The organism is thiotrophic endosymbiont of Bathymodiolus puteoserpentis (Logatchev) (assembly GCF_900127505.1).
Classification (GTDB): Bacteria; Pseudomonadota; Gammaproteobacteria; order PS1; family Pseudothioglobaceae; genus Thiodubiliella.
Window position 1 is genome coordinate 190,124 of record NZ_UEXF01000019.1, and the last position, 12,432, is coordinate 202,555.

Annotated in this window: 11 protein-coding genes and 1 pseudogene; 3 read left to right on the forward strand and 9 right to left on the reverse strand. The window is 37.6% G+C overall.

Annotation, left to right across the window (positions count from 1 at the left end):
* Position 1: 1 nt before the first annotated feature.
* The 6 genes from dusA to BHECKSOX2_RS02820 are packed head-to-tail and all read right to left on the reverse strand — an operon-like array spanning position 2 to position 6,561.
* On the reverse strand, positions 2-946 hold the full coding sequence (gene dusA / locus BHECKSOX2_RS02795; protein ID WP_139682364.1) for a tRNA dihydrouridine(20/20a) synthase DusA: 945 nt from the start codon (positions 944-946) through the stop codon (positions 2-4).
* A 14-nt stretch (positions 947-960) separates the two neighbouring features.
* The gene (locus BHECKSOX2_RS02800) at positions 961-1,416 is read right to left on the reverse strand and encodes a CinA family protein (RefSeq protein WP_139682365.1); all 456 of its coding nucleotides are present in this window, start codon (positions 1,414-1,416) and stop codon (positions 961-963) included.
* Positions 1,413-3,944 carry an aminopeptidase N gene (gene pepN, locus BHECKSOX2_RS02805; protein ID WP_139682366.1) on the reverse strand — a complete coding sequence of 844 codons (2,532 nt, stop codon included), beginning with the start codon at positions 3,942-3,944 and terminating at the stop codon, positions 1,413-1,415. The genes BHECKSOX2_RS02800 and pepN overlap by 4 nt, the downstream gene beginning before the upstream one ends.
* The gene (locus BHECKSOX2_RS02810; RefSeq protein WP_139682367.1) at positions 3,941-4,669 is read right to left on the reverse strand and encodes a phosphatase PAP2 family protein; all 729 of its coding nucleotides are present in this window, start codon (positions 4,667-4,669) and stop codon (positions 3,941-3,943) included. Before BHECKSOX2_RS02810 ends, pepN begins: the two co-directional genes overlap by 4 nt.
* Positions 4,666-5,460: an undecaprenyl-diphosphate phosphatase gene (locus tag BHECKSOX2_RS02815; RefSeq protein ID WP_090718176.1), complete on the reverse strand. Its 795-nt coding sequence runs from the start codon at positions 5,458-5,460 to the stop codon at positions 4,666-4,668. Before BHECKSOX2_RS02815 ends, BHECKSOX2_RS02810 begins: the two co-directional genes overlap by 4 nt.
* 6 nt (positions 5,461-5,466) lie before the next feature.
* On the reverse strand, positions 5,467-6,561 hold the full coding sequence (locus BHECKSOX2_RS02820; protein WP_139682368.1) for a class I SAM-dependent methyltransferase: 1,095 nt from the start codon (positions 6,559-6,561) through the stop codon (positions 5,467-5,469).
* A 14-nt stretch (positions 6,562-6,575) separates the two neighbouring features.
* On the opposite strand from BHECKSOX2_RS02820, the gene BHECKSOX2_RS02825 reads away from it, so the two are divergent.
* The 3 genes from BHECKSOX2_RS02825 (at position 6,576) to aroE (ending at position 10,533) form a co-directional block, all read left to right on the forward strand.
* On the forward strand, positions 6,576-7,295 hold the full coding sequence (locus tag BHECKSOX2_RS02825) for a pteridine reductase (RefSeq protein WP_139682369.1): 720 nt from the start codon (positions 6,576-6,578) through the stop codon (positions 7,293-7,295).
* Between the two features lie 341 nt (positions 7,296-7,636).
* Positions 7,637-9,721 carry an Rne/Rng family ribonuclease gene (locus tag BHECKSOX2_RS02830; protein WP_139682370.1) on the forward strand — a complete coding sequence of 695 codons (2,085 nt, stop codon included), beginning with the start codon at positions 7,637-7,639 and terminating at the stop codon, positions 9,719-9,721.
* Between the two features lie 2 nt (positions 9,722-9,723).
* The gene (aroE, locus tag BHECKSOX2_RS02835) at positions 9,724-10,533 is read left to right on the forward strand and encodes a shikimate dehydrogenase (protein WP_139682371.1); all 810 of its coding nucleotides are present in this window, start codon (positions 9,724-9,726) and stop codon (positions 10,531-10,533) included.
* On the opposite strand, the gene pdxH is transcribed toward aroE, so the two are convergent.
* From pdxH to BHECKSOX2_RS02850, 3 genes and pseudogenes are all read right to left on the reverse strand, one after another.
* Complete coding sequence (pdxH, locus tag BHECKSOX2_RS02840; protein WP_180323638.1) at positions 10,514-11,146, reverse strand: pyridoxamine 5'-phosphate oxidase; 633 nt, start codon at positions 11,144-11,146, stop codon at positions 10,514-10,516. The two genes, aroE and pdxH, sit on opposite strands and share 20 nt — an antisense overlap.
* Positions 11,147-11,247: 101 nt before the next feature.
* Positions 11,248-11,894, reverse strand: a pseudogene (locus BHECKSOX2_RS02845) (IS1595 family transposase).
* A 38-nt stretch (positions 11,895-11,932) separates the two neighbouring features.
* A partial coding sequence (locus tag BHECKSOX2_RS02850) for a transposase (protein WP_218973221.1) occupies positions 11,933-12,432 on the reverse strand: 500 nt, incomplete at its 5' end.

Here is a 12,432-nt window from a genome sequence, read left to right on the forward strand (position 1 = left end):
TTTAACCCGTAAAGTCCAACCATTGATACAAATGCTCCAATTCAACCACCTTGCCACTGAGTAATTGTCTAAATTTTTTAGCACTCGGCTGAGCGTGATACAAACCTAAAATATGCCGAGTCATTGAGCGAATTGACACCCCTTGGTCATTCTGTTTCTTTATATATTCAATAAAATCCAATAATACTTGTTCACGCGACGGCGCATCCAGAATTTTATGATAAATCTTGTTGTCCACCTCACTAAGTAAATATGGCTGGTGATACGCCACTCTGCCCAACATCACACTATCAACGGATTGCAAGTGCACAGTAGCCTCATCAACACTCATAATACCTCCGTTAATAGCAATAGCAAGATGCGGGAAATCTTTTTTAATTCTATATACCCATTCATAATTTAGTGGTGGTACTGTACGATTTTCTTTTGGACTTAATCCTTTTAACCAAGCTTTTCTAGCGTGAATTACAAACACATCACAGCCTGCGTTTTCCACTTGCATGACAAAGTTTGACAACTCCTTATAACTTTCCATATCATCCACACCAATGCGTGACTTCACACTCACTGATATATCGCTTGCTTGGCGCATCGCATCCACACACTGCGCTACCACCTCTGGGGTTTGCATTAAACACGCGCCAAAACTGCCCGATTGCACTCTATCCGATGGACAACCAACATTAATGTTTACCTCATCATAGCCCCAATCTTGGGCAATCTTAGCACACTGCGCCATCTCACCTGACTCGCTACCACCTAGTTGCAATACCAATGGATGCTCTGCTGCATCAAAATCCAACAGACGATTTTTATCCCCATTAAGAATGGCCTTGGTCGTTACCATTTCACTCCACAACTGCGTCTCTTTTGACAACAATCTGTGAAAATACCGACAATGCCTATCAGTCCAATCCATCATCGGTGCTACTGAAAATTTATGCATTAATATGCATTGAGTTATAACAACCCTTTCAAAGTATCAACCACAAAGCCTACACTTTTTTGCATGACTTGTTGACGCTCGCCATCAAAATATTTTCTAATGGTGGTACACTCACCCAAGATACAAAAGCCAAAACACACAGTGCCTACAGGCTTGTTCTTTGTGCCGCCTGTTGGTCCAGCAATACCGGTGATAGATACCCCAATATTAGCATTAGAGTTCTGAATAACCCCCTCTACCATTTCCAGGGCAGTTTGCTCACTAACTGCACCATAAGCATCTAAAGTAGATCTTTTCACGCCAAGTAGTTCTATTTTTGCTTGATCGCTATAAGTGATAAAACCTCTATCAAAATAATCAGAAGAGCCACTCTCTTCGGTAAGTAATACAGATAGGTTACCACCCGTACAAGACTCTGCTACGGCGATGGTAAGTAATTTTTGTTTTAATAATTCAGTTAGTTGGCTCATTTAAGTGCAACTTGAACAATTTCAAAAATATCTTTAGATAGATTTTCAGTGTTGGCAATTCTTTCTAGCTGTTGTTTTTGCAAAGCCTTTAACTCAGGGGTAAAGCGCTTCCAATGATTGTAGGTTGCCACCAGTCTTGCGCCAATTTGTGGGTTGCTGGTGTTTAGTTTGAGTATCACATCGGTAAAAAATTCGTAACTTGCTTGCTTGTGAAAATTTGTATAGTTGCGAGCAAAACCACTAACCACACTACGCAAACGATTCGGTGTGTTAAAAGAGAATAATTCATGCTCCATCAATGCTTTAACGCCGTCAACATCGCACACATTGCTGGATGCTAACGCAGAAAAATACTTATCCATTACTTGCGTATCGTCTTTGAATTCTTGGTAGAAATCTGCCAATATTTGTTGGCGATACTCATTATCGCTATTTAACAGCAAATGAAATGCACAGAATTTATCACTCATACAATTAGCCTCATTGAATTGTGACTTTGCCAAATCCAACTCGCCATCTTTTGTTAGATAGAATAAGCATCTATTTTTTAGTGCTCTTTGCCCAACAGCTTCTGATGTGAATTCGTAAACTTGTTGAGTATTTAACTCTCCTTGAAGGCTGCTGTGTGACGCTAGTGATTTATATACTTCAAGTAATAACGGTTTAAATCTGGTGATAATTTTTTGAATAGTGATTTCACGCTTATTGTGAATATCAAACACATCAATAACCGTTTGATGATTATGTAGAGCACGCTCAGATGGCAACATTAACAACTCACAAACCAATGAGCTATCTTTGGTATTTTTAATCATAAATTCAATCGCATCAAAAAATGCAACTTCATCTATTGTGTCGGCATCCATTATCAAAGACAACCAAAGCTTTTGTGCGTTGTCCCATTTAACAAAACTGTCTTTGTCATGCTTAACCAAAAATATCCTTTGCTCAAAACTCAAGTCACACTCAAGTTTGATTGGCGCTGAAAACCCACGCAACCAAGAAGGGGTTGGCGCTGATTTTATATTTTCAAATACAAAAATTTGGACTTTGTCCTTAATGGTTAACACGCCTTTTTCTAATTCATTACCTAAACCGTCAAGTAACGCAAATGACAGTGGGAAAAAATACTCATATTGTTGTTCAACCGTTGCTGTGTAGGTGTTCTTGACTTCGTCATAATGCGTTGAAATACTCACCTCAGGTGTGCCAGATTGTGAATACCAATGTTTAAATTGGGTGAAATCAAACCCATTAGCATCACTCATGCTGCTAATAAAATCATCAATGGTCACCGCTTGAGAGTCATGGCGCTCAAAATACAACTTCATGCCTTTTTGGAAACCTGCTTCACCAAGGAGGGTGTGAATCATACGAATCACTTCTGCACCTTTTTCATAAACAGTCAGCGTATAAAAATTATTCATTTCGATATAGCTTTCAGGGCGTACAGGATGTGACATTGGCCCTGCATCTTCGGCAAATTGGTATGTACGCAACATATCCACATCGTCAATACGCTTAATTGAACGCGAATGTAAATCAGAAGTAAATTCTTGGTCTCTAAAAACCGTCAAACCTTCTTTTAAACTTAACTGAAACCAGTCCCTACAAGTCACGCGGTTGCCTGTCCAATTATGGAAATACTCGTGCCCGATAATGGCTTCAATATTAATAAAATCACCATCAGTTGCAGTTTTGTTATCTGCTAATACGCAGGCAGAATTAAACACATTCAAACCCTTGTTCTCCATAGCGCCCATATTAAAATCATCAACTGCCACAATCATATAAATGTCTAAATCGTATTCTAATCCAAAACGCTCCTCGTCCCATTTGAATGCGCGTTTAAGAGCACCCATAGCAAACTGGGTTTTATGTATATTGTGCGCTTCTGTGTAAATTTTAAGTGCCACTTCTGTGCCCGATAATGTTGTGTAAGTGTCTTCTAAAACAGCAAAATCACCTGCCACTAAAGCAAATAAATAACAAGGCTTAGGCACTGGGTCGTGCCAAGTCGCCACGCCATTTGAACATTCAGTCAAATTACCATTACTCAGCAGCACAGGATACTTGTCAAACGCCGCTTCAATGTGTGTGGTGAACACACTTAATACATCAGGGCGGTCTAAATAATAAGTGATTTGACGAAAGCCATGCGCTTCACATTGGGTGCAAAAATTGCCACTTGATTGATACAATCCGTTTAAACTGGTGTTGGTTTCTGGGTGGATTTTGGTTTGTATTTCCAAAGTAAAACGCTGTGACATCTTTCTTAGTTCCAAGCCGTCTTCCACTAGAGTGTATTCAGGATCAACGCCATCAACTAAGATAGAAATCAATTCTAAATCAATGCCGTTTAAAAACAAATTACCACTTTTATCGGCGCTTAAAGAGTTTTGATAAAAATCGATCTTTGATGAGACAATTGTTTCATTTTCACCTAAACGAAAACTTAACTCAGTTGCATGAATTAAATACGGGCTTACTGTGTAGTCTTTGCGATAAATAGCTTGTGGTTGTGTCATTTTCTTAAAATCCTGTTGATAATTTTGTTGAGTATTTTTTGTGGTGTATTTAATAGTGGTGTATACAAACCAAATGCCAGTGTCGTTAAAGCTGTGCCTAGTCCGCCAACCATGATATCACTCATCCAATGTGCACCCGCCATTAATCTTGGCATTATAAACAATATCACAACGAATAATATCCACGGAGTCCATTTATTACGCGCAAAGAATAAACAGTAACCCAGCCAAGTAAATAACACAGCAGCATGGTCACCTGGGAAGCTATCGCCAGAAAAATCTTTTAAGCCAAAATCAGGATACATTAATGACAAACGCACGGCGTCACCAATCAACACCGTTGGGCTAGCTCTGTTTAAATTATCATATTCAACATAAAAATCCAGCAACTCACGCACAAACAACATCACAACGCCTAACAAAGCAAAACCAATAAACCCAGAAAATCTGTCTTTGCTCTCAAAAATCACACCTTTGGCATAGAAAAACCACAAAATAAAAAAAAATGGAATCAAATCTGCAATACGAATACTCAACACCGCCCAGAACCAACTCCACGCCCCCCCTAACTCATTTAATAAAGGGTTGGTTGTGTCAAACACCCATTGGTCTAACAAATCCCAATACTCTCTAGTCGCACCATAACTCCAACTAAAAATCAACAATAAAGAAACAATGTTGAGTGTAACAAAAGCGTTAAACCTAAAAGAAAATATATTATTCATAACATTAACAAAAATACCCCTAAAAATAAACGATATACCACAAATGGCATCATACTCATTGTATTTAACGCTCTAATGAAAAAAATGATGGTTAAATACGCACTGATACTAGAGACCACAAAACCCACCACTAATAAAGTTAAATTAACCACTTGCTGTTGTTGATAAATATCAATCAGTATTAACAAAACAGAAAGTGTAATAACTGGAATAGATAATAAAAAGGAAAATTGAACCGTTGCTTTTCTTGAAAGCCCTATCAGCAGTCCTGCGGTAATAGTAATACCCGAGCGCGAAACACCTGGCACCAGTGCTAGTGTCTGCATCACACCAATAAAAACAACATCCCTCCAAGCCAATAACTCTCTAGCACGTGGACTCTTAGTGTCTAGCAAAACTGCAACACCCAATAAAATACCAAATACAATGGTCGTATAGGTAATAATTTCAACAGAACGCAAATCGTTGGCAATAAAATCTTCAAAGAGAAACCCAAAAATACCCACAGGAATCGTACTCAATAATACACCCCAAGCCAATTTTGACTCACCAACAACTTTTCTCTCAATAATACAGAGATAAAAATCACTAAATAATTGAGAGATTATATGTTTGTAATAATAAATCACAGCAACCAATGTGCCCATATGCACTACTACATCAAATGCCAATCCTTGATCAGGCCAGTCACTTAACTTAGGCACTAAAATCAAATGTGCAGAAGAGGATATCGGCAAAAATTCGCTAATCCCCTGTATTAATGCCAAAACAATTGTTTGAATAAAGTCCACTGCTCTTTATAGTTTATAAGTTAAATCTTGCTCTTTAAAGCCTTTTAATTTTACTTGCGTATTTTTACTTAATGCCAATACTTTAAAACTCTCCCCCATTGCGTTTGGTAATACTAATTGCTTGATTTGTTGCGCCAAACTAATGCGTTTGTTTTCGTCTTTTTCATTTAGCAAATATTCGTCAATACCCAAAGAAATTAAAAATAGCGCCTGTGTGGCGTAACCAGAAAGTGTAAAGCCACACTCAAACGCTTGCTCAGCAATATCAGAAAAATTAACCGAGGTGGTAATATCCTGCTCACCGATATGCTCAAATGGATTATCATTCGCCTTATGTTGATAATAGCACCTTAGTGTACCTTCATTACGCTGAGGGTGGAAATACTCATCTCGCCCCATGCCATAATCAATGAGCAATACCACACCCTTATTCATTATCTCGCTCAGACTTTCAATCCACGCCCTTGCTCTGTCATTAACTTCGGTGATATAGCCATGTGAAACTTCAACAGGTATAGATATTTTATCATTGGTATAAGGGTGTTTTAGCACTTGCCATACCAATTTATCATCTTGACAGTCCACACCTAATTCTTTAAAGCCATCGGTTTGATTAATCAATCGTTTCGCCGGCATAGCATCCAACACCTCATTGGCAATCACCACACCTGAAAAATCCTTTGGCAGCCTATTTAACCAAACCACCCTATCTATTAATTCTGGCAGGGCTTTGTTAATTGTGTCTTTTTGTCGTTGCTGCAATTCAGCGCTTAACTCTAAGATGTAATAGTTTTTTGGTAGTTTCCCCAATCGTCCTAATTCAAATAAGATTTGTGCCGCCAATATCCCGCTACCTGCGCCAAATTCTAAAATACCATCCCTACTCTCTGACACTTGTGCACACTGTCTAGCAAGACAAAAGCCAAATAAATCCGAAGTTTCAGGCGCAGTAATAAAATCCCCTTTTTCGCCGAATTTCTGAGCACCACCACTGTAATATCCTTTGGCTGGATAATACAACGCTAAATTCATAAATTCATCAAACCCGATAGGCTCGGCTTTTTGTATAATAGTGTTTTTGATTATTTGTTCTAAATTCACGAAAGTTATTTTATATGAAAACAGCACTCATCACAGGTGGCGCACAACGCATTGGTGCACAAATCACCAAAACACTACACGCACACGATTACAATATCATTATTCATTATCGAAATTCTAACAAAGAAGCACAAACTTTGGCTAATGAGCTTAATCAACTGCGTGCTAATTCTGCCACACTAATTCAAGCTGAGCTATCTGACTTACAAGCACTAAAAACACTTGCCAACACTATTAAACAATTAGATGTATTAGTCAACAATGCCTCGGTCTTTTACCCAACCTCAATGCAAAATGCTAATAAAAATGACTGGAATACAATCATCAATACCAATCTAATGGCACCTTTTTTTCTATCTCAATCTTTATTAGCAGCTTTATCAAAAAATAAGGGTTGCATTATCAACATTATTGACATTCATGCCCAGCGCCCATTAAAAAACCATGCAATTTATAACATTTCCAAAGCAGGTGTGGCAATGATGACACAAACCTTAGCAAAGGAACTGGCGCCAGAAATTCGTGTTTGTGGTGTTGCACCAGGATCAATTCTATGGCCAGAAAACCAAGCCAAACTCAACGATGAACAAAAAGACAAGATGCTAAATAAAATACCTTTGAACAAACAAGGTAGCGCAGAAGATATTGCTAACACAGTTTTGTTTTTAGCAACCTCACCTTATATCACCGGTCAAATTATCAGCGTTGATGGTGGACGCACATTAAATCAATAGCTTTTATGTTATAATACAAACTGCGTTAATGTGAGGAACAGAACACATTGAACAAAGTGAACAAAGAATTTTTTAAAAGTTTTGACTGTAATGACAAACATCAAAACAAACTATAAACATTTGGCTTTTTTTTGCCATACATAGAGAATATAATCGTTTATTAGCTTTTAACCAAGACTTATCATTAGCAATAAACCAAAAAGGGCTGACAACCCCAATATATAACAATTAGAATAAAATTTTGAAACATTTGCAACTCAAAATAATGATGCTAAATTCAACTCAACATGCAAGTGTTGAGTCTCTGTGTGTGGAAGGAAGTCTATTATCAGGACTAAATTATGAACCACATATTAATCAACGCAACGCACTCGGAAGAGATTCGAGTTGCCATTGTAAGAAATAAAAAACTCACCTCTCTCAATATAGAAACCAGCCTTAATCAGAAAAATAAAGGCAATATTTACAAAGGGAAAATATCGCGAGTTGAACAATCCTTAGAAGCTGCTTTTGTCGATTATGGCAAGGAAAGACAAGGATTTTTGCCATTCAAAGAAGTTACTGAAGCACTAAAAGAAAATGCAAAATCCTCAGGTGAAAAACTCACTATTTCTGATGTTTTAAAGGAAGGACAAGAAATTATTGTTCAAGTTGAAAAAGAAGAGCGTGGCAACAAAGGTGCTGCACTAAGTACTTATATCAACTTGGCTGGTGCCTACATGATATTGACACCAAACAATGCGAAAAGCAATGGCATCTCTAGACAAATCACTTCATCAGATAGACAGTCACTAAAAGAAGTTATTGGAAAAATCACCATGCCTGAGCACTCAGGTTTAATTATTCGTACAGCTGGTGCAGGTAAGACTTTGGAAGAGCTACAATGGGAAGTTGACTACTTATCAGAGTTGTGGAGTTCAATCAATACCGCAGCAGAAAAACGCTCAGCACCTTTCTTAATCTATCAAGAAAGCGATATCGTCATTCGCACACTGCGTGACTACCTAAGAGAAGATACTGATAGTGTCATTATTGACGATTTAGCAACTTTTCAAAATGCCAAAGAATTCGTTAGCTTCGTTCTACCGCACCATTTAGACCGTATTAAACAGTTCGATGCCTCCGAGCATTCTTTGTTTAATCATATGGGTATTGAATCACAGGTAAAAAGTGTTTTCGAGCGTGAAGTATCCCTATGTACAGGCGCAACCATTGTCTTTGACCCAACTGAAGCGCTGACTGCCGTTGACATTAACTCTGCACGCGCTACCAAAGGTTTTGATATTGAAGAGACAGCTTACAATACAAACTTAGAAGCCGCCAAAGAAATCGCTGCACAGTTGCAACTGCGTGATATTGGTGGCTTGGTGGTGGTTGACTTTATCGATATGACATCTGAGGAACACAAAAAATCCATTGAAAAAGCCATGGAAAAAGCCACTAGTTCAGACCGTGCTCGCATTCAGATTGGCACGATTTCACGCTTTGGACTGTTAGAAATGTCAAGACAGCGTTTAATGAGTTCAGTGACAGAATCAGTAGAGAGAACCTGCTCTTCTTGTGAAGGTCGTGGCACCACGCCAACCGTCCCAAGCTTAGCATTAAATATTTTAAGGCAGCTTGAAGATGGTTGTAATGCCTCTAGCCAAACACAAAAACTGACTATTCAGTCTAGCGTTGATGTTATTACCTACTTACTTAATGAAAAACGTGCCGATATTGGTAAATTAGAAGATAAGCATGAGATAAAAATCACGCTATTGCCTAATCCTTATATGCAATTTCCAAACTTTAATATCAACAAGCAAAAAGGCGATAAGAAATCACATCACAAGAGTTACCAAGGTATTTCTAAGCCACAGCAAAATATTGCAGAGAACGGTTTAAGTAGCACTAAAGAAGCAGCAGCTATTAATACTAATCATCCAACAACACGCGTTCCCAATCAAAATAAAACTAAACCTTCATTGTCTTTCTGGGGAAAGATTAAGTCGATTTTTGACTCTAATAAAAAGAAAAATAAACCAAATAAAAAGCACAACAATAAAAACAATCGTAACCGCAACAAGAGTCGCAATAAAAACAATCGTAACCAAAACAAAACACAGAATGACCAGCAGAACAAACAGCAAAATAAGCAAAACAATAAACAACAAAACAAACCTCAGAATCAGAACAAGACTCAGAGGAAATCTAAAAATGAGAATGCTAAGCCACAAGCTCAATCTAGAGGCAACCCTAAAGAACAGACAAAACCTCAAACAAAGTCTAATAACTTAACACCCAAGGCGCAAGGACAAGTTAAAGAAAAACCTCAAGCAAAATCAGAAAAGCAAAAGGTGGCTAAAGTTGCAAAAAAAGTCAAGGCTGATGCCGTCAACAAGACTGAACTTAAGGTTGAGGTTGATGGTAATAAAGCTGAGTAAATATGAAATTAGCAGTTTTTGGCAACCCTATTGAACACAGTCTATCTCCCAGTATTCATACACTATTTGCACAGCAGACTGGTGTACAAATTGAATACAATAAGATATTAGCGCCAGTTAACGCCTTTGCAGAGACAACACAAGACTTTATCGCTCAAGGAGGCAAGGGATTTAATATTACTGTACCCTTTAAAGTTGACGCTTTTAACTTAGCAACAAAGCACTCAATCAACGCGCAAACTGCAGGCGCAGTTAATACCATTAAAGTTGATGGTAATACCTTGATAGGTGAAAATACTGATGGCATTGGACTACTCAATGACTTAACTAAAAATCTTGGCATTGATTTACAAAATAAAATTGTGTTAATTTTAGGGGCAGGTGGTGCAACTCGTGGCATCTTATTGCCTTTATTGCAACAACGACCTGCACAGGTAATGATTGCCAATCGTACTGCGTCAAAAGCCACTCAACTCGCCAAAGACTTTGAGTCTTATGGCGAAACTTGTGGCTTTGGTTTAGAAAAAATCAAAGATGACCCTGTTGATATTATTATCAACGCCACCAGCGCTTCATTAGAGAAACAGATGCCAAATATTACCGCTGGCGTAGCCAATAATGCAATTTGTTATGATTTAATGTATGGCAAGCAAACCCCTTTCATGGACTGGGCACAGAATAATAACGCATCAATGGTTGTTGATGGTCTGGGCATGTTGGTTGAGCAAGCAGCTAGCGCATTTGAATTTTGGACGGGTAAACAGCCTAAAACTCAGACAGTGATTGAGGCAATCAGGGCGCTAAACGATTAATCTCCCATACATCATCTTTACGCGCATAAACAAATCTATCATGCAAGCGATTTTCTCTACCTTGCCAAAACTCAATCGTAGATGGCACCACACGATAACCACCCCAAAAATCTGGCAAAGGCACTTCGCCTTCGCTAAATTTTCGCTTCATTACATCAAACTCAGAAAGCAAAACTTGTCTTGAATTCAAAATCGATGATTGCTTTGATGCCCAAGCACCCAGTTGAGAATCTTTAGGGCGAGAAGCAAAATACTTAATGGATTCTAAAGTTGATATTTTTTCTACCGTACCAGAAATCTTTACCTGACGCTCCAAATCCAACCAAGGAAACAATAGTGCCACTTTAGGGTTGCTAGAGATTTGCTTAGATTTTTTAGAATTATAATTGGTAAAAAATACAAACCCCTGCTCATTAAAGGTTTTCAATAAAACTGTTCTAATACCCACCCCACTTTCATCACTGGTGGCTAGACTCATCGCATTTGGCAAAGTGAGCCCAGCATCAACCGCTTGATTCATCCAAATTTTAAACTGCACAAAAGGATCACTGTCTAAATCAGCATTAGAAATGCCGTTACTGGTAAGTTCGCGCCTTAACTTAATTAAATCAATAGTCATAAAAGTTTTGTATAAATAAAAATGATTAGAAATCTCGTATTTTAATGGCTATTTATATTTATATAAGGACTTAATCACACAATATATTTTTTGGGTCATGACAACTTAAGCGACTCTTTTCTAAACATTCCAAGCAAAATTTTATAAATATTTTGCTTGAGATTATTGAATCTAAATTCGCATTCTTTAAGGTCTAAATTAAACATACTTTTATTCATTCCTTTAAACTTTACCAGTCTATTTTTAGCATAACCCCAAAATGATTCAATGCCATTAATATGAGAGTTGCCTCTGGCAAATTCATTCTTACTATGATGCACTCTAAAATGCTTTTTATAGCCAAAATCTACAAGCCCATTATACCCACGCCATCCATCTGAATGAATAACACTTTCTACACTAGTCTTACCCTTGATAATCCTTTGTAGAGTAGCACTCTTACAATCTGGGACGATTTCAGTATAAACCTTGCCTCCTCGTTTTAATAAGCCAAACACTATCGTTTTACCCCTGGCGCCTCGGTCGCGTTTTCCGCAGACGCGCTGAGCGCCAAAATAAGATTCGTCAACTTTAAAATTCTAAGTCTAATAGCGCTCAAATATTTGTTAATTGTTTATCTGCTTAATTTTGTTAAATGAGATATTTGAGTTGCACTCAAATCCTCAGAAAATAACAAAATTATTTGTCTAAATTTAGCTTCTGAAATACGAGAACGAGTTACATACTTGTTTTTTACTTTCATGACGATGTTTTAACAGGTTTTTAAACATACTTAAGTTGTCATGACCCTTTTCTAATATTAGCAATGGCTAAATCTCGCGCTTGCCAAAGGTTGGCTTTTGCGACTAAATGAGAAGCGTCAATAAAGGTAAAGACTTCATTTAGATAGCCTTTGGATTTAAGTATATTTTTAACTTCGTTAAAAATTTTGGATAAAAGATGTGTGCCTATTTTTGTTCGCATCTTTGAAAAGATACTATAAGTTGGCGTTTTATCGCTTAAAGCGAAATTACAAAACCATTTGGCAGCGGTATTTTCTTGTAAGAATCTTTCTAACTCTCTGTCGCTAATATCTTCTAGATGTTGTAATAACAATGTTTTAAATAGGGTGTTGATACCGTAGCCTTTGTAATTACTATTACCAGCAATTGTGGTTAAGTGCTTATTGGTTATTTTGTCTAAATCAATAAGTTTGGTGAATTTACGATAGAGGTGGTTGGTTGGAACTAAGTCTTCTAGGTTGATGATTTCTGTTTGAGTGGTCATTATTTTTTTAAGTT

What these genes read in the sequence shown, in the direction of transcription:
- dusA (WP_139682364.1), bottom strand. Translation starts at nt 946, where the DNA reads ATGCATAAATTTTCAGTAGCACCGATGATGGATTGGACTGATAGGCAT.
- BHECKSOX2_RS02800 (WP_139682365.1), bottom strand. Translation starts at nt 1,416, where the DNA reads ATGAGCCAACTAACTGAATTATTAAAACAAAAATTACTTACCATCGCC.
- pepN (WP_139682366.1), bottom strand. Translation starts at nt 3,944, where the DNA reads ATGACACAACCACAAGCTATTTATCGCAAAGACTACACAGTAAGCCCG.
- BHECKSOX2_RS02810 (WP_139682367.1), bottom strand. Translation starts at nt 4,669, where the DNA reads ATGAATAATATATTTTCTTTTAGGTTTAACGCTTTTGTTACACTCAAC.
- BHECKSOX2_RS02825 (WP_139682369.1), top strand. Translation starts at nt 6,576, where the DNA reads ATGAAAACAGCACTCATCACAGGTGGCGCACAACGCATTGGTGCACAA.
- BHECKSOX2_RS02830 (WP_139682370.1), top strand. Translation starts at nt 7,637, where the DNA reads ATGAACCACATATTAATCAACGCAACGCACTCGGAAGAGATTCGAGTT.
- aroE (WP_139682371.1), top strand. Translation starts at nt 9,724, where the DNA reads ATGAAATTAGCAGTTTTTGGCAACCCTATTGAACACAGTCTATCTCCC.